The 20,573-nt window shown below is 71.5% G+C and carries 20 protein-coding genes; 14 read left to right on the plus strand and 6 right to left on the minus strand.

Translation table 11 applies throughout. The features are described from left to right. The first annotated feature begins 44 nt into the window (after positions 1 to 44). Positions 45 to 1,610, plus strand: a complete 1,566-nt coding sequence (locus AC07EG_RS19320) for a glycosyltransferase family 87 protein (protein WP_478254491.1) — start codon at positions 45 to 47, stop codon at positions 1,608 to 1,610. Here AC07EG_RS19320 and AC07EG_RS19325 read toward each other — a convergent pair. Next, a complete protein-coding gene (locus AC07EG_RS19325; protein ID WP_478254492.1) occupies positions 1,570 to 2,904 on the minus strand; it encodes a glycosyltransferase family 87 protein in 1,335 nt (444 codons plus the stop codon). The genes AC07EG_RS19320 and AC07EG_RS19325 overlap by 41 nt on opposite strands. After that, entirely contained in the window at positions 2,901 to 3,677 is a 777-nt protein-coding gene (locus AC07EG_RS19330) for a deoxyribonuclease IV (protein WP_478254493.1), read from the minus strand. The genes AC07EG_RS19325 and AC07EG_RS19330 overlap by 4 nt, the downstream gene beginning before the upstream one ends. Before the next feature lie 98 nt (positions 3,678 to 3,775). Between AC07EG_RS19330 and AC07EG_RS19335 the strand changes: the two genes are divergently transcribed. The 12 genes from AC07EG_RS19335 (at position 3,776) to dnaB (ending at position 13,536) form a co-directional block, all read left to right on the plus strand. Next, entirely contained in the window at positions 3,776 to 4,627 is an 852-nt protein-coding gene (locus AC07EG_RS19335) for a hypothetical protein (RefSeq protein WP_478254494.1), read from the plus strand. A 118-nt stretch (positions 4,628 to 4,745) separates the two neighbouring features. Next, positions 4,746 to 5,636 carry a hypothetical protein gene (locus tag AC07EG_RS19340; RefSeq protein ID WP_478254495.1) on the plus strand — a complete coding sequence of 297 codons (891 nt, stop codon included), beginning with the start codon at positions 4,746 to 4,748 and terminating at the stop codon, positions 5,634 to 5,636. Positions 5,637 to 5,751: 115 nt separating this feature from the next. Then, positions 5,752 to 6,621 carry a hypothetical protein gene (locus AC07EG_RS19345; protein ID WP_478254496.1) on the plus strand — a complete coding sequence of 290 codons (870 nt, stop codon included), beginning with the start codon at positions 5,752 to 5,754 and terminating at the stop codon, positions 6,619 to 6,621. 135 nt (positions 6,622 to 6,756) lie between these two features. After that, positions 6,757 to 7,077, plus strand: coding sequence for a 30S ribosomal protein S6 (rpsF, locus tag AC07EG_RS19350; RefSeq protein WP_478254497.1), 321 nt, complete (start codon positions 6,757 to 6,759; stop codon positions 7,075 to 7,077). Positions 7,078 to 7,094: 17 nt separating this feature from the next. Beyond that, the gene (locus AC07EG_RS19355) at positions 7,095 to 7,589 is read left to right on the plus strand and encodes a single-stranded DNA-binding protein (protein WP_478254498.1); all 495 of its coding nucleotides are present in this window, start codon (positions 7,095 to 7,097) and stop codon (positions 7,587 to 7,589) included. Positions 7,590 to 7,622: 33 nt separating this feature from the next. Next, on the plus strand, positions 7,623 to 7,871 hold the full coding sequence (rpsR, locus tag AC07EG_RS19360; protein WP_113695352.1) for a 30S ribosomal protein S18: 249 nt from the start codon (positions 7,623 to 7,625) through the stop codon (positions 7,869 to 7,871). A gap of 14 nt (positions 7,872 to 7,885) precedes the next feature. Further along, complete coding sequence (rplI, locus tag AC07EG_RS19365) at positions 7,886 to 8,341, plus strand: 50S ribosomal protein L9 (RefSeq protein WP_478254499.1); 456 nt, start codon at positions 7,886 to 7,888, stop codon at positions 8,339 to 8,341. A gap of 153 nt (positions 8,342 to 8,494) precedes the next feature. Continuing rightward, positions 8,495 to 8,848 (plus strand): hypothetical protein, encoded by a 354-nt coding sequence (locus AC07EG_RS19370; protein WP_478254500.1) that lies wholly within the window; start codon positions 8,495 to 8,497, stop codon positions 8,846 to 8,848. After that, a complete protein-coding gene (locus tag AC07EG_RS19375) occupies positions 8,848 to 9,489 on the plus strand; it encodes a DUF3558 domain-containing protein (protein WP_478254501.1) in 642 nt (213 codons plus the stop codon). The genes AC07EG_RS19370 and AC07EG_RS19375 overlap by 1 nt, the downstream gene beginning before the upstream one ends. A 3-nt stretch (positions 9,490 to 9,492) precedes the next feature. After that, complete coding sequence (locus tag AC07EG_RS19380) at positions 9,493 to 10,893, plus strand: hypothetical protein (RefSeq protein ID WP_478254502.1); 1,401 nt, start codon at positions 9,493 to 9,495, stop codon at positions 10,891 to 10,893. A 73-nt stretch (positions 10,894 to 10,966) separates the two neighbouring features. After that, complete coding sequence (locus AC07EG_RS19385; RefSeq protein ID WP_478254681.1) at positions 10,967 to 11,758, plus strand: ESX secretion-associated protein EspG; 792 nt, start codon at positions 10,967 to 10,969, stop codon at positions 11,756 to 11,758. A 362-nt stretch (positions 11,759 to 12,120) separates the two neighbouring features. Further along, positions 12,121 to 13,536 (plus strand): replicative DNA helicase, encoded by a 1,416-nt coding sequence (gene dnaB / locus AC07EG_RS19390; protein WP_478254682.1) that lies wholly within the window; start codon positions 12,121 to 12,123, stop codon positions 13,534 to 13,536. On the opposite strand, the gene AC07EG_RS19395 is transcribed toward dnaB, so the two are convergent. Genes AC07EG_RS19395 through AC07EG_RS19405 form a run of 3 tightly spaced genes read right to left on the minus strand, consistent with a single transcriptional unit; the run spans position 13,533 to position 15,678 of the window. Further along, positions 13,533 to 14,315, minus strand: a complete 783-nt coding sequence (locus AC07EG_RS19395; RefSeq protein WP_478254503.1) for an alpha/beta fold hydrolase — start codon at positions 14,313 to 14,315, stop codon at positions 13,533 to 13,535. The genes dnaB and AC07EG_RS19395 overlap by 4 nt on opposite strands. A 41-nt stretch (positions 14,316 to 14,356) precedes the next feature. Beyond that, a complete protein-coding gene (locus tag AC07EG_RS19400; protein ID WP_478254504.1) occupies positions 14,357 to 15,040 on the minus strand; it encodes a hypothetical protein in 684 nt (227 codons plus the stop codon). Positions 15,041 to 15,090: 50 nt separating this feature from the next. Then, the gene (locus AC07EG_RS19405; RefSeq protein ID WP_478254505.1) at positions 15,091 to 15,678 is read right to left on the minus strand and encodes a PadR family transcriptional regulator; all 588 of its coding nucleotides are present in this window, start codon (positions 15,676 to 15,678) and stop codon (positions 15,091 to 15,093) included. Positions 15,679 to 15,780: 102 nt separating this feature from the next. Here AC07EG_RS19405 and AC07EG_RS19410 point away from each other — a divergent pair, with 102 nt between their 5' ends. Further along, on the plus strand, positions 15,781 to 16,551 hold the full coding sequence (locus AC07EG_RS19410; protein WP_478254506.1) for a dioxygenase family protein: 771 nt from the start codon (positions 15,781 to 15,783) through the stop codon (positions 16,549 to 16,551). Positions 16,552 to 16,615: 64 nt separating this feature from the next. Here AC07EG_RS19410 and AC07EG_RS19415 read toward each other — a convergent pair whose 3' ends face one another. Further along, positions 16,616 to 20,425, minus strand: a complete 3,810-nt coding sequence (locus AC07EG_RS19415; protein WP_478254507.1) for a beta strand repeat-containing protein — start codon at positions 20,423 to 20,425, stop codon at positions 16,616 to 16,618. Positions 20,426 to 20,573: the final 148 nt, after the last annotated feature.

Here is a 20,573-nt window from a genome sequence, read left to right on the forward strand (position 1 = left end):
CCGGTTCACCGGCGTGTCACGCGCGGCGCGGATACCATCCCGCCGTGCCCACCGAGCCCGAGCAGACCACCGTGTCCGATGCGGTCTCCTTGGACCCGGCGCACAGAGTGCTGCCCAGCCACAGCAGTCCGCTGGCGGCCGGTGCGACCCGGCCGTTCGGCGGACCGATCGGCGAGCACGCCGCGCTGGGCAGGCACTGGTTCTGGTCCCCGCTGCGGGTGGCGCTGCTGCTCGCCGTGGTGGGGCTCACGCTGAGCTGGTTCGGCAAGGCCGCCTGCATCCAGCAGTACCCCGGTGAGGACGGCAGCCAGGAACTCGACTGGCGCTCGGGCCGGCCGTACGTGGCGATGTGCTACTCCGACGTGGTCCCGCTCTACAGCGCGGAACGGCTGGACGACCCGGCGACCTTCCCGTACAAGACCAGCTGGGTGGAGAACGAGAACACCTCCGAGGAGCAGGTCCGGTACATGGAGTACCCGGTGCTGTCCGGGTTGTTCCAGTGGGTCAACGCGAAGCTGACCGACGCCTGGCTGGCCGGGGCCGACGGCGGTTTCCTGCCCGGCGCCATCCCGGTGGCCGTGTACTTCAACATCACCGCGCTGTGGCTGGCGCTCGCCTGGCTGACCACGGTCTGGGCGGTGGCGAGGACCGCGCGGCGGCGACCGTGGGACGCGGTGCTCGTCGCCTTGTCCCCGCTGGTGCTGGTGCACGCCTTCACCAACTTCGACACGCTCGCCACCGCCTTCGCCGCCACCGGGGTGCTGGCCTGGTCCCGGCGGCGGCCCCTGCTCGCCGGCCTGCTGATCGGGCTGGGCGCGGCGGTCAAGCTGTACCCGTTGTTCCTGCTCGGGCCGTTGCTCGTGCTCTGCGTCAGAGCCGGGAAGGTGCGGGCGTGGACCACCACCGCGCTGGCCGCGGCCGGTGCCTGGCTGGCGGTGAACCTGCCGATCGCGCTGGCCTACCCGGTCGGCTGGCGCGAGTTCTTCCGGCTCAACGGCGAACGCGGCATGGACCCGGATTCGCTGTACAACGTCATCGCCCACTTCACCGGCTGGCGCGGGTTCGACGGGGTGCTGCTGCCGGGGGAGAGCCCGGTCTGGCTGAACACGGTGACCGCGGTGTTGTTCCTCGCCTGCTGCGCGGGCATCGCCCACCTCGGGCTGAACTCGGCGATCCGGCCGCGGTTCGCGCAGCTGGGTTTCCTGGTGGTCGCCGCGTTCCTGCTGACGAACAAGGTGTGGAGCCCGCAGTACTCGCTGTGGCTGGTGCCGCTGGCCGTGCTGGCGGTGCCGCGGTGGCGGCTGCTGCTCGGCTGGATGGTGCTCGACGCGCTGGTCTGGGCCCCGCGCATGTTCTTCTACCTCGGCGAGGACCACCGCGGCCTGCCCGAAGGCTGGTTCCTCGGCGCGGTGGTGGTGCGGGACCTCGCCGTGGTGGCGTTGTGCGTGCTGGTCGTCCGCGACATCCGGCGACCGGACCGGGACCCGGTGCGTGCCGTCGGCGACGACGACCCCAGCGGCGGGGTGCTCGACCGCGCCAGGGACGTGGTGGTCTACCGGGGTGGCGTGTTCAGCCGCAGGTCACCAGCCGGGAGCGCGCCGGGCCGGTGACCGCTTCGGGCGACCGCACCACCGGTGTGGCCCGCAGGAAGACGAAGAACAGGGCGAGCAGCAGGGCGGCCCGGCCCCACACGCCGATCGCCACCGCCTGCGCCGCGAAACCGTCGTAGATGCCGCCGCCGGCCCCCGCCTGCAGCGCGGCGAACCACCGGAAGATGCCGATGCCCATGGCCAGGTCGGCGACCAGGTACGCGGCGATCCAGCTCCACCGGATCCGCAGCAGCACGAACATCGGCAGCAACCACAGCGTGTACTGCGGTGAGTGGACCTTGTGCAGCAGCAGGAACCCGCACAGCATGGCGGCCGAAACCGGCAGCAGCGGGTAGACGCCCTCACGCCGGTACCGCTGCCAGCCCAGCACGCACGCGACCGCGAACGAGACCAGCATCAACGTCGGCGAAACCAGGTTCATCGCATCCTGGAAGCCGGAGTTGCCCGGATCGGACCGCGGCCGGAACGCCCAGAACCAGATGGAGTTGGTCGACACGTCGACCTTGCGATCGCCCTGGAACTGGAAGGAGGCCCACCAGCCGTCGAACCCGGCGAGCGCGAACGGCAGGTTCGCCGCGATCCCGGTGCCCGCGGCGACGGCGACCACCCGCAACGCCCCGCGCAGGTCGTACCGGCCGTCCTCCCGCTCACCGTTCGTCAGCACGTACAACGCCAGCGGCACCACGAAGATCGCCGGGTACACCTTCAACGCGAACCCGAGCCCGAGCAGCACGGCGGCGACCGCGGCGCGCTGCGGCAGCGGGCGCTTGCCGAGCAGGGTGACGAAGAAGGCGGCGACCGCGGTGAGCACCACCGGCAGGTCCCAGTTGTGGAAGGCGTAGAGCACCAGCGGCGGCCCGATCGCCCACCACAGGGCGCGCCGGCCGGCCATCCGCCCCAGCAGCCAGGCGGTGAGCAGGCCGAACGGCGCCAGCAGCACCGCCGACGCGAGCAGGAACCCGGCGTCGGTGTCGGCGAACAGCGCCCCCGCCCAGATCAGCACACCGGTGAGCACCGGGTATTCGACCGAACCGCCGACCAGCTGCCCGTTCTCGAGTGCGCCGTGGACGTAGGGGAACACGTGCCGGTCGATGTCGCGGCCGATCCACAGGTGCTGGATGTCGGAGTAGCAGACGTCGGCGTAGCTGCGCTGGGTGTAGTCGGGACCGCTGCGCCCCCAGACGTCGAATTCGGGGCCGGTGCACCGGTTCTTGTTGGCGAAGCCCAGCACCGTGGTCACGCCGCAGAGCACCACGAGCACGGCGAGCGCGGCCCGGCTGAGCTTCGTCGTCACCGGGCCACGGCCTCCCGCAGGTAGGCGATGTCGGCGGCCTGGCCGTCGCCGGGCGTCTCCACCACCACCGGCGCCCCGGCCGTGCGCGCCACCTCGGCCAGCACCGCCGGATCGATCGTGCCCTCGCCGCCGACCACGCTGGCGTGCCGGTCGCGGGTGGAGCCGAACTCGTCGCGCGAGTTGTTCAGGTGCACCAGGTCGATCCGGCCGGTGATGGCCTTGACCCGGTCCACCACGCCGTCGAGGTCCCAGCCCGCGGCGTAGGCGTGGCAGGTGTCCAGGCAGAAGCCCGCGCCGAACTCGCCGACCTGGTCCCAGAGGCGGGCGATCATCTCCAGGTCCTTGGTCATCGCGCCGTCGCCGCCCGCGGTGTTCTCGATCAGGATCGGTACCGGGAACCCGCCGCTCTCGGCCTGCCGCTCGAACAGCTTGCGCCAGTTGGCCAGCCCTTCGGCGGGGTCCTCGCCCTTGCGCACGTGGCCGCCGTGCACGACCAGGCCCTTCGCGCCGACCTCGGCGGAACCGGCCGCGTGCTGCGCCACGCCCTTGCGGGACGGGATGCGGATGCGGTTGTTCAGCGAAGCCACGTTGATCAGGTACGGCGAGTGGATGAAGACCTCGATCTCGTCCGCCAGGAGCGCGTCGGCGCTGGGGTGGCGCTTCGGCGCCTTCCAGCCCTGCGGGTCCGAGAGGAAGAACTGCACGACCTCGGCACCACGCTCTCTGGCCGCGGGCAACGGGTCGTCGTCACGAACATGGGCACCGATCTGCATGCCGAGCACGCTACAGGCGGAAAATCGTCCACTCGAAGCACCGCCGGTCACGTTGATGGGCTACCTTGGTCGCGGTGTGTCAACCGGGGAGGCGGCCCATGAGCAGGAACGCGAAGCGGATCGGCGCGGCCGGCTTCCTGGTGGCGGTGTCCGCCGCGCTGGCCCTGCCCGGCACGGCGACCGCGGCCGCCGGCGTCGACCCGGTGGTCGTCGGCCAGTGCGACGCCACGCTCAAGGGCAAGAACGGCAAGCCGCTCACCCTGGACCTCGGTGCCGTCGCGAACGCACCGGGCCTGCTCGACCTCGGCCTCGGCGCCGGTTCCCCCGGCGGCAACGGCAAGCCGAAGCCGTTGCTGTCGCTGCCGGTGAAGGAGGCGCTCAACGCACTGGGCGTCAGCACGAACGCGCTGGTGGTGAACACCGCGGGGATCATCTGCGACACCGGCCAGGCCGCGGTCAACACGGTCGGCGCGGCCACCCAGAGCCTGCTCGGCGCCGACGACACCGAACCGGGCACCCCGCCGGACGAGGACGAACCCCAGCCGCCGCCGCAGCCCGGTCCTACCCCGCCGGACGAGGAGCAGCCACCGGCCGAAGAGGCCCCGGAAGGCCCGATCCAGACCAATCCGGGCGGTGGTGGTGATGGTGAGAGCAGCGTCGGCGGAGACGCCAGCAGCGGCGTCGACTCCAGCTTCCTGCCGCTCGGCGAGGCGCTGATCGGCCCGGCCGCGATGATCGGCCCGGTAATCCCGCCGGGCATCAGTCCGCCCGCCGCGCCGGAACTCGGCATGCCGCTCCCGCCGCAGGTGCTCGCCGAGAACTCCGGCACCGCCGAAGCCCTGCCGGGGGCCACCCCGCCGCAGCGGGTGCCGCTGCTGATCGCGGTGCTCTCCGTGGTCGTGGTGGCCGCGCTGCTGGCCAGGACCTGGCTCCGCCGCCGCGCCGTCTGACTCTCCGTAACCGCCGAATCCACCCGTACGCGCGGGCTTCTCGTCGAGCGCGCGTCACCCGACCCGGTTACCGTCGTTGTTCCGGTGAGCAGGGCATGAACAGGGTGAGAGGGCTGGCATGCGCAGGCAGATCCAGAGAACGGCGGCCGTGGGAGCGGCGACCCTGCTCCTGGCGGGTTCCGCGGCGATAGCCACTCCGGCCACGGTGTCGGCTGCGTCGGCGGCCGACACCAAGAAGGTCCCGTGCGGCAGTTCGGTCACCGCCAAACCGGGGGACACCATTCTCGCCACCACCCCGCTGCTGGGCGTCCCGCTCAACCTCGGTGTGGTCGGCGAAGCCACCAAGGTGCTCACCGGCGTGGTCGACGGCCTGCTCGGCGGTCTGTGCAAGGTCACCGTGCAGGTGATCGACACCGTGGTGGCCCCGGTGCCCGGCGTCGGCGCCCCGCTGGCGGACGCGACGAAGGGCGTGGTCGACGGCGTGCACAGCGGCACGGTCGGCGTGCTGAACGGCGGCAGGCAGGCCCCCGAAGCCCAGCCCGGCCACCCGCAGACCCCACCGGGCAGCAGCCCCGGCACCGGCGGCGCCCCGCAGACCGGCCCCGGCGGAGGCGGCGTCGCGCCGATCCCGCAGGCGAACAGCGAAGTGCTCGGCGGTGGCGTGCCCGCGTTCTCCAGCCTGCCGACGAACTTCTCCACCGGATTCGCGCCGATGCGCGACTACAGCACCATTCCGATGGCCAGCCCCGGCATTTACGCCCCGTCACCCGGCGTGCGCTACGGCGGGCAAATCCCGGGTTACGCCCCGGAATTCGGCATTCTCGGCGCGGACGGGCGACCGTCGTCACCGGACGGCGTGCAGAACGCCGGCGGCGCCGAGGCGCTGGCCGCCGACAGCGGCGGATCCGGTGCGGGCACGGGATTGCCGGTGTTGATCGCGGTGCTCGCGTTGTCCGGGGTGTCGGCCGCGCTGGTGCGCACCTGGGTGCTCCGCAAAGCGGCGGCGTAATCCACCCCGTCCGGTAACCGGGAATTGCCCCATCGAGTATCTTTCGCGTGCGCGACTCGTTATCTTGTGTGATCTCCCGATCCCGAACCGGAGGACAGCGCTCGTGCAGCACCGGATGACCAAAACCTTCCGCTCGGTACTGACGGCCACCGCCATCGCCGCGCTCACCACCGGCGGGCTGGCCCTGTCCACCGGCACCGCCGCGGCGACCACGCTGCAGGCCAACAGCTGCACCGCCGGGGTCACCGGGGTGACCGGCGACACCGTGGCCATCTCCGGTGCCTCGGTCAAGGGCCTGGTCAAGGCCGGGGCGCAGGAGGCGGGCACGCTCGCCGTCGGCGACTGGGCCGCCAACGACATCGCGAAGGTGTCCTCGATCCCGGTCGGCCAGGTCGGCCAGGGCGCCAGCACGCAGGTCTCCGGCTCGGTGATCGGCAAGGCGGTGGCGAAGGCGCTGGAGGAGACCGGGTCGTGGGGCCTCGGCATCGACCGCAAGAAGACGCTGGCCAACGTGGAGAAGAAGGTCGCGGGCAACTGCGGGCTGACCGCCTACGCCAGTGACCACCGCGAGCCGGTCACCGAGCAGCCGGTCACGCAGCCCGGCGGCTCCCCCGGCCCCCAGCCCGGCACCGGCGGCAACCAGGGCCAGACCCCGGGCACCCTGCCGCTCGGCACCGGCAGCACGATCGCGCCGCCGCCGGACTACAGCAACATCCCGGCCGCCACGCCGGGTGTCGCGCTGCCCCCCGGCGCGCGGTACGGCTCCGCCGCCCCCGGCCCGACCTCACCCGAGTTCGGCATCCTCGGCGCGGACCCGAACGCCACCCAGGCCCCCGAGGTGCAGAACGCGGGCAACGCCGACTCGCTGGCCGCTCCCGGGCAGGGTGAGAACGGCGTGCAGCTGCCGATGCTGCTGGCCGTGGTCGCGCTCGCCGGGGTGACCGCCGCGCTGGTCCGGACCTGGGTGCTGCGAAAAGCGTCGTAGGGGACAGCTGGTCCCTCCCGCCTCCCACCACCACCCTCAACGGAGCGCCGCGCTGCTCTGCCGGTACCCTTTCTCCTGACAAACCCTCCTGCCATGGAAGTTCCATGGCCGTGAGCCCACAGGAGGTGAGTGGTTGTGTCACGCCATTACGAGGTAATGGTCATCCTGGATCCCACCCTCGACGAGCGGACCGTCGCCCCGACGCTGGACACGTTCCTCAACGTGATCCGCACTTCGGGCGGAGCCGTCGAGAAGGTCGACGTCTGGGGTCGCCGCCGGCTCTCGTTCGAGATCAACAAGCACGCCGAGGGCATCTACGCCGTGCTCGACCTGAACTCCACGCCGGAAGCGGTCAAGGAGCTGGACCGCCAGCTGTCGCTGCAGGAGACGGTGCTGCGGACCAAGGTCATGCGCCGCGAGGTCAAGCGCGCCGCCAAGCCGGCCGTCAAGGTCTGACGGAGGGGTACGAACCCATGGCTGGAGACACCGTCATCACGGTGGTCGGCAACCTGACCTCCGACCCGGAGCTGCGGTTCACCCCGTCCGGCGCGGCCGTCGCGAACTTCACCGTCGCGTCCACCCCGCGCACCTTCGACCGCCAGAGCGGCGAGTGGAAGGACGGCGAGGCCCTGTTCCTGCGCTGCAACATCTGGCGCCAGGCGGCGGAGAACGTCGCCGAATCGCTGACCCGCGGTGCCCGCGTGGTCGTGCAGGGCAGGCTCAAGCAGCGGTCCTTCGAGACCAAAGAGGGCGAGAAGCGCACGGTCGTGGAGCTCGAGGTCGACGAGATCGGCCCCTCGCTGCGCTACGCCACCGCCAAGGTGAACAAGGTCAGCCGCGGCAGCGGCGGCGGCGGTGGCTTCGGCGGTGGCCAGGGCGGCGGGAGCGCCCCGGCCGACGACCCGTGGGGTTCGGCTCCGCCCGCCGGTGGCGGCGGTGGCGGCTTCAACGACGAACCCCCCTTCTGATCAATCACTTCACAGCTATTCCAGGAGTCGACAGTGGCGAAGCCACCCATTCGCAAGCCGAAGAAGAAGGTCTGCGTTTTCTGCAAGGCCGAGAAGAAGGGTCGCCCCGAGGCGATCGACTACAAGGACACCAACCTGCTGCGCAAGTACATCTCCGACCGCGGCAAGATCCGGGCCCGCCGGGTCACCGGCAACTGCAGCCAGCACCAGCGTGACGTCGCCATCGCGGTCAAGAACTCGCGCGAGATGGCGCTGCTGCCCTACACCTCGACCGCCCGCTAAGGAGGTTCACACTCATGGCGAAGATCATTCTCACCACTGACGTGGCGAACCTCGGCGGTCCCGGCGACCTCGTCGAGGTCAAGGACGGCTACGCGCGCAACTACCTGCTGCCGCGCGGGTACGCCATTCCCGCCACCAAGGGCGCGGAGAAGAACGTGCGGACCATCCGCCGGGCCCAGGAGTCCCGCCGGATCCGCGACCTCGACCACGCCAAGGAGGTGCGGACCGAGCTGGAGAACCTCGGGCACATCCAGCTGTCCGCCAAGGCGGCCGAGGGTTCGAAGAAGCTGTTCGGCTCGGTGACCACCGGCGACATCGTGGCCGCGGTCAAGTCGGCCGGTGGCCCGCTGCTGGACAAGCGCGTCATCGAGCTGCGCGAGCACATCAAGACCGTCGGCAAGCACCAGGTCACCGCCCGGCTGCACCCCGACGTGAAGGCCGACCTCCGCCTCGAGGTCGTCGCCAAGTAACAGCGTGTTCGCCAAAGGGGCCGCCCTCCGCCAGGAGCGCGGCCCTTTTGGCGTATACCTGGGGGAACGGCTTCCGGCGTCGGTGCGTCCGAGTGGTTGACGACCGGAACGCACTGTGGGGTACTCGGGGTTGTCGAAAGGGGACGAACCGGAATGACTGGCCCAGTCAGCATGTCCGCGCCGGGGGGCGCCGGTGGGGGGTTCACCTTCCAGGGTGACCAGATCGACGCGGTCATCAAGAAGTGGAAGGACCTGCTGGACGACCTGATGACCGATGCCGAGGACGCCGCGCTGATGGCGGACGTCAGGGCACCGGGCAAGGAGTTCGCCAGCGGCGACTTCGCCAAGCTCGCCACCCCGTCGGTCAAGGCTTTCATCGCCCAGAACGACAAGATGCGCGAGTACGTGGAGAACTACATCGAAGCGCTCGAATCGGCGAAGAAGAGCATGACCAACAAAGAGGCGGACACGCAGGCCGCCCTGCAGAAGACGGGTGAGCAGAGCTGATGGCAACGCAGCGCTTCCTCGGCCTCACCGCCGCCGCCCTCGCGGCGGGCGCTCTGCTCGCGGGCTGCGGGGACAAGGGCGGCAGCGCCGGGAACATCCCGACCGCCACCGTGCCCGGCGGCCAGCCGCCCGCCGAAGCCCCCGACCCGCCCGGCACCCCGGAACCCGGCGGCTCCACCGGCTCGGCACCCCAGGTGTCCGACCCGGTCGACACCGAGAAGTTCACCGGAGACGTCTGCGCCACACTCTCCTCGGCGAAGGTTTCCGAGCTGGGGCTCACCGACGCCACCCCGCGCGAGGCCGCGACCGGCCCCACCTGCAACTGGAACTTCACCGAAGCGGACACCAGCCGCGTGGACATCGCCGCGCAGACCAAGAACCCGAACGGTCTGAGCGACATCTACGCCCAGAAGGACGACTACGCCTACTTCGAGCCGCTCGAGGTCGCCGGTTACCCGGCGGTCTACGCGGCGCTGACCGATGCGCGGAGCAACGGGGACTGTTCCATCTACGTCGGGTTGAACGACCAGTTCGCGGCCAGGGTCAGCGTGAAACTGTCCGGTGGACCGGACGAGTCGCAGCCCTGCCCGGTGGTCGAGAAGGTCGCCGGAGCGATGATCGACACCGTGAAGGGCGGTTGAGCCATGGTTTTGTTCCTGGTCCCGATCGTGGCCGGAGCGGCCGCGTACGGTGCGGCCACCCAGGACGAGTCCGGCAGCTACACCGCCGGCGAGGGTGACCGCAAGATCGACTGCTACCAGATCTGGCAGCAGATCACCACGGGTGAGGGCCCGCAGTCGCTGGCCGACGGCCAGGCCGCGGCCGGGCGGCTCAAGGGCAACTACGAGAGCCGCATCTCCACCATCGACCAGCTCACCGCCGAGATGGACGCGGCGTGGACCGGTACCTCGGGCGAGGCGGCGAAGTCCGGCGGCCACCCGCTGAAGGTGTGGATGCAGGACTCGAAGGACAAGCTCAACGACAGCGACAAGTACCTCGGCGAGCAGTACAACGCGTTCACCACGGTGCACTCGAAGGTGCAGGAGGTGCCGAAGGAGCCGCCGGACAGCGGGTTCCTCAACGACATCACGCCGTGGGAGACCGACACCGACCGCGCGATCGAGGAGTACAACACCAAGGGCCAGGCGAACGTCGACGCGTTCAACGCCTACTTCAAGTCCAGCGGTGACAACGGCCAGGGCATGCCGACCTACAACGCCATCTCCGGCCAGGTGCAGGCCGTCGACGTGAACGGCGACGGCAGCGGTGAGAACGGCGACGGCAAGGACAAGGACGGCATCGGCGCCGACGACAAGGGCAAGGGCAACGACAAGGGCGGGTACACGCCGGGTGACATCCCGGGGGCGAAGCTGCCCGGTGGCGGCAGCACGCCCGGCGGCGGTTACCAGCCCGGCAACATCCCGATGCCGAACCTGCCCGGTGGCGGCACGCCCGGCGGGGGCTATCCCCCGGGCGGCAACATCCCGCTCCCCGGTTCGCCCGGGTACCCCGGTGGTCCGGGCAGCCCGGGTTACCAGCCGCCTTCCTGGGACAACGGCACCGGTGCCGCCGGGTACACGCCGGGCAAGATCCCGTCCGCGGGCGGGTTCGGCCCGGGCGGTTCCGGTGGCTTCGGTCCCGGCAGCGGCGGGGACATCCCGGGAGCCGAGGGCTTCGGGCCCGGTGGGTCCGGCGGGTTCGGTCCCGGCAGCGGCGGCAACATCGGGGTCGGCGGCATCGGCTCCGGTGGTGCGGGTGCGGGCAGCGGGATCGGTGCCGGTGGCCAGTCCGGGGCCGGTCCGGGCGCGGGTGCCGGTGCGGGCCGGGGCATGGGTGGCGCGATGGGCGGCGCGGCGGCCGCCGGTGCCGCGGCGGGCCGCGGTGCGGGCATGGGTGGCATGGGCATGGGCGGCATGGGTGCGGGCGGTGGCCGTGGCCAGGGCGCCGAGGACGAGGAGCGGCAGTCGCGCTACCTGCTCGGCGACGACCCCAACGAGGTGTTCGGCACCGACGAACTGACCGCGCCGCCGGTGATCGGCGAGTAATATCCGAATTCGCTTTTTCGCCCGGTCCGCCTCCGCGCGGGCCGGGCGCGTCGACGACTAGGGGATGGCGAAGTTGCTGGAGAAGCAGGTCACGCTGACCACGGGCACCCTGCTCAACCTGATCCGCCGCCGGGACGGCGAGCCGCACACGGTGCTCTCCAGCACGCCGACCTGGCTCAGCGAGGAAGCGCAGCGCGCGGAGGACGAGCGGACCAACGCCGAGCTGGCGCGCTACGGCCTGGCGGGGCGGCGCGGTATCGATCCCGGGTTCATCGCCGTGGTCGAGGCGGTCGCCCGGCCGCAGGTGGAGTACTACGCCTGGATCGACGGCGGGTTCGAGGGCAAGCCGCTCAAGTACACCCTGCTCGCCGGTTCGGCGGGTGGTGAGGCGTTCGTGCTGGCGCGCAATCCCGAGGCCGAGGGCGTGGTGCTGGCTTCGGTGCGGCCGGAGGAACTGCTCAACGAGTTCCTCGCGCAGATCCCGAACCTCGCGCCGGGCAAGGGCAACCGCCTGGTGGTGCCGAAGAGCGAGGCCACCGGCAGCCGCCGCGGCCCCGGTCCGGCGGACGACGGCTTCTCGGTGATGCGCGACGCGCGGCCGAGCGCGGGTGCGGTCGAAGCCGAGGAGCTGCGGCGGGTGCTGAACCTGCGCCGGCTCGGCGGCGGCAGCCTGTACGTGGCGGCACGCAACCGGGCGGGCCGCAGGCAGCGGATCGATCGCCCGGTCAACTACATCGACACCATCGAGGGGCGCTGGCTGACCGAAGAGGTGCCGGGCGCGGGTGAACCCGCGATCGCCTTCACCCCGGCCACCCCGCAGGAACTGGCCGGCCGGTTGCGGGCCGCCCTGGGGCGACTGGGCTGACCCGTCGAGGGCTGATCTGCGTTCACCCACATAGCGCAATGAGTTGTCCACAGGGGTTGTCCACAGCTGGACTGGCCCCGGTGCGCGACACGCCGAACGACCGGTTTACCGCGACACGCCGAACGAGTTTTTCCACACTGTGCACAGGCGCTTTGACCTGCCCTTTTCCCGGGGGGCTCCACAGTTGCCCCCAAGGTATCCACAGGCAGGCGGTCACCTGTGATTGGTTGACGCCACCCATCCCCAAGTTGTCCACAGGTTGTCCACGGGGCGATTTGGCGACCGCCGTCCGAGCGCTCTAGCGTGCGGGGAAACCTGACGTACAATCGAACAGACGTTCGACTGAGGAGGTGGCTGCCGAGGTGGCCATGACCGATGATCGCGGCTCCGGTTACGAGCCCGACGACCCCGGTCCACCGGATCCCGGTGGTGGCCGCTCGGCCGAGTTCGATCGGCAGCCGCCGCAGGACGTGGCGGCCGAGCAGTCGGTGCTCGGCGGCATGCTGCTGTCCAAGGACGCCATCGCCGACGTGGTGGAGGCGCTGCGGCCGAACGACTTCTACCGGCCCGCGCACCAAGCGGTCTACGAGTGCATCCTCGACCTCTACGGCCGCGGTGAGCCCGCCGACCCGATCACCGTCTCGGCCGAGCTGGAGCGCCGGGGTGAACTCGGCCGGGTGGGCGGCGCGCCGTACCTGCACACGCTGATCGCCACCGTGCCGACCGCGGCGAACGCCGGGTACTACGCGGAGATCGTCGCCGAGAAGGCGGTGCTGCGGCGCCTGGTCGAAGCGGGCACCCGGATCGTGCAGTACGGCTACGGCGCCAACCAGGACAACGCCGGCGGCAACATCGACGAGGTGGTCGACCGCGCGCAGGCGGCCATCTACGAGGTGACCGAGCGGCGGACCAGCGAGGACTACGTGGCGCTGGAGGAACTGCTCCAGCCGACGATGGACGAGATCGACGCGATCGCCTCGCGCGGTGGTTCGGCGCAGGGCATCCCGACCGGCTTCGCCGACCTCGACGAGGTGACCAACGGCCTGCACCCGGGCCAGATGATCATCGTCGCGGCCCGCCCCGGTGTCGGGAAGTCGACGCTGGGGCTGGACTTCGCCCGCTCCTGCTCGATCAAGCACGGCATGAGCAGCGTCATCTTCTCGCTGGAGATGAGCCGGACCGAGATCGTCATGCGCATGCTCTCGGCCGAGGCCAAGATCCGGCTGGCCGACATGCGTGGTGGCCGCATGTCCGACGACGACTGGACCAGGCTGGCGCGGCGGATGAGCGAGATCAGCGAGGCCCCGCTGTTCATCGACGACTCGCCGAACATGACCATGATGGAGATCCGCGCCAAGGCCCGGCGGCTCAAGCAGCGCAACGACCTCAAGCTCGTGGTGCTGGACTACATGCAGCTGATGAGCTCGGGCAAGCGCGTGGAGTCGCGGCAGCAGGAGGTCTCGGAGTTCTCGCGGCAGCTGAAGCTGCTGGCGAAGGAGATCGAGGTGCCGCTGGTGGCGATCAGCCAGCTGAACCGTGGTCCCGAGCAACGCACCGACAAGCGCCCGATGCTCTCGGACCTGCGTGAATCGGGTTCGCTGGAGCAGGACGCGGACATCGTGCTGCTGATCAACCGCCCCGACGCCTGGGAACGCGACGACCCGCGTGCCGGTGAGGCCGACCTGATCCTGGCCAAGCACCGCGCCGGGCCGACCAGCACCGTGGTGGTCGCCCACCAGCTGCACTACAGCCGCTTCGCCGACCTCGCGCAGAGCTAGCCGCCGGGGAGTTCGCCCGCCAGCCGCTCGATGGCCGCGGCCACCTCGGCCGGGGCCCGGCGGTGGGCGTCGTGGCCCTGGCCGGGCAGCACGACCACGCGGGGTGCGCCCGGCAGGGCCCGCACCACGGCTTCGGTGCGCCGGTGCAGGTGTTCCGGGCTGCGCTCACCGAGCAGGAACACGGTGGGGGCGGTGATCCCGGCGTAGGCGTCCAGCCGCACGCCGAGTTCGTCGATCGCCGCCACGTCGTCGAGTTGGCGGGGCACCATCCGGCGGAACCGGCGCACGAACACCGAGGCGAGCCCGGCCGTGGACGCCAGCCACGACGGCACGCGCACCACGTCGCGCAGGAAGATGGCGAGCGCCTTGCCCGCCCGTCCCGCGGTCAGCGCGGCCCTGGCCCGGACCAGGGCCTCCCCGCCGAGCGGCTCGCCGAGCACCGACGGTGGTTCGTACAGCAGCACCCCGGCGAACCGCTCCGGCTCGGCGACCACGGACTCCATCGCGAGCACCGCGCCAGAGGAGTGTCCGACGACGAGCACCGGCCGGTCGAGCCGCCGGACCACGTCGAGCACGTCCGCGACCTCGTCGGCCATGGTGACCGGCCGGTCGAAGGCCACGTCGATCCGGTACTGGCGGCGGTGCAGCCGGACGACCCGGAAGCGCCGCACCAGCCGAACGGCGACCCCGGCCCAGTCGGCGGGTTCGTTCATCCCACCGGGCAGGACGACCACCGGCTGGCCGCCGCCCTCGTCGAGGTATCGGACGGAGTAGTCCACGCCGCCAGCCTCCCAGAACCCAGCACGCACCCGGGTGGGTTTCAGCCTGCCTGGCCGAGGAAGTACATCGCCGTGACGGTCGCCGTGCCGAGCAGGCCCCAGCGCAGCGCGACCGCCGGAGCCGGCCACGGGCACTCCCGCAGGACACGCACGCCCAGCGGCACCAGGGCCACGCACAAGCCGGTCGCCGCGACCACCGAAAGCCATTCGGTGCCCTTCAGCACGCCGACCGGCATCGCGGTCACCAACCCGAGCGCCACCGCACCGGTCCGGCCGAGCGCCCGGGACCGCCAAGCTCCGATCGCCAGCACCACCCAGCCGACGAGGATCGGCACGGTGAACACCCGCAGCACGTGGTAAGCCCCGTACGAATCGGCCACGACGCGGGTCGCGGGCTCCACCCCGAGCACCCGCACCAGCTGGAAGGCGAGGTGGTCCACCCCGGCGTGGAAGGTGCGGGCGAACAGGCCGAAGACGACCAGGACACCGCCCCACAACCCGAACCCGCCGCCGATCCGGCGGGCCAGCAGCACGATCCCCGGCCACAGCAGCACCGTGCCGAGCAGGAAGCAGCTGTAGGCGGCGAAGATCAGCGACGGTTCCCGCCCGTACGCGGCGAGCTGGGCCGGGAAGAACAGGTCGTGCGGCAGGCGCAGCAGCACGCCGGCCAGCAGCAACAGCGGTGCCAGCAGCAGGGAAAGGGCACCGGGCAGCAGAGTTCTCATGCCGGGAACCCTCCGGCATCCGGCCGCGGTCCACATCGGACCGCGGTAGCTCAACCCTGGGTCGGAGTCCAGGTGCCCGGCACCCCGAACCCGGCGGGGTCCTCACCGGCCATCGTGTGCGCGCCCGCCTTCAACCGCTCGATCAGCCCGCGGGTCCAGTCGACCCCGCTGGTGGCGTTGTGCACCCACAGGTCGAACAGCTCCTGCACGTGCCCCGGATCGGCCCAGGCGCTGGTCTGCTCGATGATGTCGGCGCGGCCGACTTCCAGGGCGTGCAGCCGTTTTTCCAGCAGCTCGATCGCCTCGGCCCTGGACAACGCCGGCAGCAGCGCCAAGCCGGCGGTCAGCAGGTCCTGGCGGGGTTCGGGGCGGCTCACCGCGTCGCGCAGCAGCCGGAAGAACTCGGCGTCACCGGCCTCGGTGATCTCGTAGTCGACGCGGTCGCCTGCGTCCGGCACCTCGATCGCCCGCAGCAGTCCGTCCTTCGCCAGCTGGCGCAGCGCGTGGTAGAGCGAGCCCCATTTGACGTTGGCCCACTCGTCGGCGCCCCAGGTGAGCAGTTCGGTCCGGACCAGGTACCCGTGGGCCCGGCCGAAACCGCGGACCGCGCCGAGCACCAGCAGCCGCGTCGCCGACATGCACCCTCCCGCCTGTTGAACGGGTTCAGCGTAGAACCGGGCCGTTGACGCCGGAGGAGGCGTATAGTTGAATTTTCAACCATACCTCTCGGGGAGACCGCCATGACCGCCGCGCCAGTGCTCTACCTCAGCCACGGAGCCCCGCCGCTCGCCGACGACGCCACCTGGACCCGGCAGCTCGCCGGCTGGTCGGCCGCACTGGACCGGCCGTCGGCGATCCTGATCGTCTCGGCGCACTGGGAGGAAGCCCCGCTGACCATCGGCGCGACCACCACCGTGCCGCTGATCTACGACTTCTGGGGTTTCCCCGAGCGGTACTACCAGGTGGAATATCCCGCCCCCGGCGCTCCGGCGCTGGCCGAGCGGGTGCGGAAGCTGCTGCGGTCCGGTGAGACGCCGGTGCACGAGGACCCGGCACGCGGCCTCGACCACGGCGCCTACGTCCCGCTGGTGGAGATGTTCCCCGACGCCGACGTCCCGGTGCTGCAGATCTCCATGCCCTCGCTCGACCCGGAGCAGCTGTTCGACCTGGGCCGCCGCCTCGCGCCGCTGCGTGACGAAGGCGTGCTGATCATCGGCAGCGGCTTCTTCACGCACAACCTGAGCGGCATGAACATGCACTGCGACGCCGACCACGCGCCGCCCCGGTGGTCGGCCGAATTCGACCACTGGGGCGCGGAAGCACTAGCGAAGAACGACGTGGACGCCATCCTCGACTTCACCCGCAAGGCACCGGCCCCCGGCCTCGCGCACCCGCGGATCGAGCACTTCGCCCCGCTGTTCGTCGCGCTCGGCGCCGGTGGTGAACCGCCGAAGACGGTGATCGACGGGTTCTGGTACGGGCTGGCGAAGCGGTCGGTGCAACTGGGCTGAACACGGGAACGGGCCCCTGAAGCCGGCGCTCCAGGGACCCGTTCGTTCGTGGGGGCGGGTCAGCTCACCTGATCCCGGTGAACCCGGTGAGCAGCCGCGGGAACACGCTCAGCGGCCCGTCGGTCTGCACCAGCTCGGACACGGCCTCGGTACCCGGGAGCAGGTGGGCCGGGTCGACCGGCAGCGCGGGGACCCGCTGCATCGGCATGGTGGTCTCCGCCGCCGACGGCAGCGCGGTGCCCGCCGGAGCCTGGGGCAGACCGCGGAGCAGGCCCTGGGTCAGCCCGGCCGTCGGCAGCACGCCGCCGGTCAGGTTGCCGGTCAGATCGCCGGTGGGCAGCCCCTCGGCGAGCACCTCGGTCGGCAGTCCCCCGGCGAGCAACCCGTCGGCAGGCAGCTGCCCGGACACCGCTTCGGTCGGCAGAGCACCGAGCAGCCCGTCGGCAGCCACGTACTGGGTCGGCAGACCGTCAGCGAGCAGCCCTTCGCCGGAAAGCGCCCTGGTCGGCAGCCCTTCGGCCGGCAGACCTCCACCGGTCAGCGCTTCGGTGGGCAGGCCGCCACCCAGCAGCCCATCGGCAGCCACGTACTCAGTCGGCGCACCGCCATCGAGCGACCCGTCAGCAGCCTCGCCCTCGGTCGGCGCACCACCACCTTCACCGGTCAGCGCCTTGATCGGCAGGCCACCACCCAGCAGGCCGTCGCCGGTCAGCGCCTCGGTCGGCGCACCGTCACCCAGCAGACCGTCGCCGGTCAGCGCTTCGGTCGGCAGGCCGTCGCCGAGCAGGGCGCCGGTCAGGCCGTCGGTGGGCAGTCCGGCGGTCAGGCCCTGGCGCGCGGTCGAGCGCTGGACCGGCAGGGTGCCCACCGCGGGCAGGTCGGTCACCGAACCCAGCGACGGCAGATCGACGCGCTGGACGGGCAGCGACGGGAACGACGGCAGCGTGGGCAGCGCGTCCAGCGGCAGCTCCGAGCGGTCGAAGGTCTGCGCGAACTCCACCTTGCGCTCGGGCACCGGGGCGTTCGCCGCTTCGTCGGCGGCCAGGCTCAGCACGGACGGCGGCACCGCGGTGCGACCCGGCGCCGTCGGCAGGGCGGGCAGCGTGGGCAGGTCCGCCAGGCCCGGCACCGGCAGGCCCGAGGTGGGCAGATCCAGCCCGTCACCACCCGGCAAAGCAGGCAGAGCGGGCAGAGCGGGCAGAGCGGGCAGTTGCAGCTTCGGCAGCGCGTCGACCGGCAGCTCCGAACCGTCGAAGCTCTGGACGAACTCCGCCTCGCGCTCGGCGACCAGCAGGTCGGTGGCGTTGGTCGCGTCGGCGTGCGCGGTGCTCAGCACCGCCGCCGGGATGTCGTAGACCTGCGCCACGGCGCCGATCGGCGCCTGCACGTCCAGCCCGGACAGGCTGTCCGAGGTGCCCGCGGTGGTGGTTTCGCCGCCGACCTCGCCGTTGGTCACGTTCTCCGCGGTGGCGTCGGCCACCCCCGCGACCGCGGCGGCGTCACCGAAGCCCTGGCCGACCGCGGCCACCGGGACGTCGAGGACGTTGCCGGAGAAGGCGCCGTCCACCCCGGAGGTGGTGATGTCGCCGCCCGAGGTGGCGTCGGTGCTGTTCGACGCGGTGCCGGTGGCCTTGGCGGCCACGGCCACCGCGTCCCCGAACGCCTGCGCGACCGGCAGGCCCTGGGTGCTGAGCACGTTGCCGCCGATCGAGGCGCCGTCACCGTTGGTCTCGGCATCCCCGCCCGCCTCGGTGACCACGTCGTTCTCGGCGGTGTCCCCGCCGACCAGCGCGAGCACCCCGGCCGAGGTGCCGTGGACGGTGGCGGCTCCGGCGAACGGCGCCTGCGCGATGTTCCCGGCAGCCGCGCCGTCCTCACCGCTGGTGGTGGCGTCACCGCCGGCCACCACGTCGGTCAGGTTTTCGCTGGTGCCGAAGCCGGTGCCGTACACCGAACCGCCGAGGCCGTGCGCCTGCACCGGCAGGGCGACCGGCACGTACCCGATGTTGCCCGAGCCACCGGCCTCGTCGCCGTTCGAGTGCACCGCGTGCCCCGAGGTGACCTGCGTGTCCGTGGTGGCTTCACCGGTACCGCGGCCGACGTGCGAGGCGCCGACGCCGAACACCTGCGCCGGCACGGCCAGCGGGGTGGACAGCAGGTTAGAGCTGACGAACCCGTTGTCGTCGTCGGTGTTGCCGCCCCCGCTCGAGTTGATCTTCTTGAGCTCCGACGCGGTGCCCTCGGCCTGCCCGACGTACGAAGCGCCGACGCCGAAGACCTCGGCGGGCACGGCCAGCGGCACCTGCACGACGTTGCCGGAGGCCGAGCTGTCGTTGCCGGTGGTGCCGTTGTAACCACCCGAGTCCATGGTCTTCGTCTCGGTCGCGGTGCCCGAGGCGTTGCCGATGTGCGAAGCACCGACGCCGAACACCTCACCGGTCAGCGCGGGCTGCCCGGAAAGCGTGTTGGCGGCGAGGAACGAGCCGTCGCCGGTGGTGAAGGTGCCCTCACCGGCCTTGGTGGCGGTTTCGTTGTCGTGCGCGGCGTGCGCGTTGCCGATGTACGCGCCGCCGATGCCGAAGGCTTCGGCCGGGAGCGCCACGGGCAGGTCGACGATGTTGCCCGAACCGGCGCCGTCCTGGCCGGAGGTGCTGGAGAAGCCACCGGCCTCGACCTCGCTGGACGAGGAACCCGGCCCGGCGTAGCTGTTGTCCTTGGCGTTGCCGGTGGTGGCGTTGCCGACCCAGGCCGCGGCGTTGCCCGTGGCGTTGGCGACCAGCGCGCCCTGCGGCTGGACCACGGTCCCGGCCAGGAACGCGTCGTCGCCGGCGGTGGCGATGTAGGTCGGGATGTCGTTCATGCCCGGGGTGGTGCCCCCGGCAGTGGCGTCGGCCTCGGAGTGCGACACCGTGTCGGCGTCGGCCGCCCAGACGCCACCGGCGTTGCCGTTGAGCTTGACCGGCAGCGCGAGCGGCACGCCGACCACGTTGCCGGTGACCGAGCCGCCGTCCCCGTCGCTCTTGAGGTAACCGCCCGATTCGGCTTCCGACTCCGCGTCGAACTCGCTGTGGGCGTTGCCGAGGAACCAGGACGCCGCGTTGCCGGTGACCTGGACGGGGGTGGCGAACTGACCGGCCACCACGTTGCCCGAGGCGGCGGAACCGGTGCCGTCGGTGGTCACGTCGCCGGTCTCGGTCACCTCCTGCGCGGCACTGCCCGAGACGCGCCCGGAGCCGCCCGCGAAACCACCCGCGTTGCCCGAGATCTGCACCGGCATCGCCCAGTCCAGCACCACGGCGTTGCCCGCGATGCCCGAGTGCTTGCCGTCGGTGTCGAGGTCCTCGTCGTGGTACCAGACCTGGGTACCGCAGTAGGCGTCTTCGACGGCGGCGTCGCCGACCACCCCGGCGGCGTTGCCGCAGATCTGGATCGGCATCGTCACGTCGACGGCGGCCTGGTTGCCCTTGACCGGGTCGGCTTCGTGGAATTCCAGCCCCGAGACACCGTCCTGCTCGGTGCGCGCGACCCCGGCCGAAGACAGCGCGCTGGTGGCCTTGTCCGTCGCGCCCGCGAGCGGGGCGGTCGCCTGACCGGCGGAAGCGGGGGCCTTCTGCAGCGCGGGCACTTTCTTCAGCGGATCGGTGGCCGAGTCGGTGCCGAACTCACCCCGGTAGCCGGGGAGGTCGGCCTGACCGGCCGGCGTGCCGAACGCGTTCTTCTCGATCTGCACGGGGACGTTCACGTTCACGTCGAGCGGACCGGCAGGGCTGTCGGGATCGACTTTCTCGTCGGCGGAAGCGATGCCGGTGCCCAGCATCAGCAAACCACCGGTGACCAACGCGGTCTGGAATCCGCGCTTCGCCCAGGTCTGCATTGGGGGGTTCTCCTTTTCCTTGGTTCCCTTGCGGGTTCGGGGCTCCCTGGCAGCAGGTGCGTGCGGGAGGAGGGCAGCGGCCGGCGCAAACGGCGGGCCGCGAGGAACCGCGGGGTGTTGTCAGGAGAGAACGCGCACTACCGGCACG

The sequence above is a fragment of the Amycolatopsis sp. NPDC045836 genome, assembly GCF_056431745.1.

Excerpts from the sequence above, each read along its gene's own strand:
- AC07EG_RS19330 (WP_478254493.1), bottom strand. The coding sequence starts at position 3,677 with ATGCAGATCGGTGCCCATGTTCGTGACGACGACCCGTTGCCCGCGGCC.
- AC07EG_RS19335 (WP_478254494.1), top strand. The coding sequence starts at position 3,776 with ATGAGCAGGAACGCGAAGCGGATCGGCGCGGCCGGCTTCCTGGTGGCG.
- AC07EG_RS19340 (WP_478254495.1), top strand. The coding sequence starts at position 4,746 with ATGCGCAGGCAGATCCAGAGAACGGCGGCCGTGGGAGCGGCGACCCTG.
- AC07EG_RS19345 (WP_478254496.1), top strand. The coding sequence starts at position 5,752 with ATGACCAAAACCTTCCGCTCGGTACTGACGGCCACCGCCATCGCCGCG.
- AC07EG_RS19355 (WP_478254498.1), top strand. The coding sequence starts at position 7,095 with ATGGCTGGAGACACCGTCATCACGGTGGTCGGCAACCTGACCTCCGAC.
- rplI (WP_478254499.1), top strand. The coding sequence starts at position 7,886 with ATGGCGAAGATCATTCTCACCACTGACGTGGCGAACCTCGGCGGTCCC.
- AC07EG_RS19370 (WP_478254500.1), top strand. The coding sequence starts at position 8,495 with ATGACTGGCCCAGTCAGCATGTCCGCGCCGGGGGGCGCCGGTGGGGGG.
- AC07EG_RS19375 (WP_478254501.1), top strand. The coding sequence starts at position 8,848 with ATGGCAACGCAGCGCTTCCTCGGCCTCACCGCCGCCGCCCTCGCGGCG.
- AC07EG_RS19380 (WP_478254502.1), top strand. The coding sequence starts at position 9,493 with ATGGTTTTGTTCCTGGTCCCGATCGTGGCCGGAGCGGCCGCGTACGGT.
- AC07EG_RS19400 (WP_478254504.1), bottom strand. The coding sequence starts at position 15,040 with ATGAGAACTCTGCTGCCCGGTGCCCTTTCCCTGCTGCTGGCACCGCTG.
- AC07EG_RS19405 (WP_478254505.1), bottom strand. The coding sequence starts at position 15,678 with ATGTCGGCGACGCGGCTGCTGGTGCTCGGCGCGGTCCGCGGTTTCGGC.
- AC07EG_RS19410 (WP_478254506.1), top strand. The coding sequence starts at position 15,781 with ATGACCGCCGCGCCAGTGCTCTACCTCAGCCACGGAGCCCCGCCGCTC.
- AC07EG_RS19415 (WP_478254507.1), bottom strand. The coding sequence starts at position 20,425 with ATGCAGACCTGGGCGAAGCGCGGATTCCAGACCGCGTTGGTCACCGGT.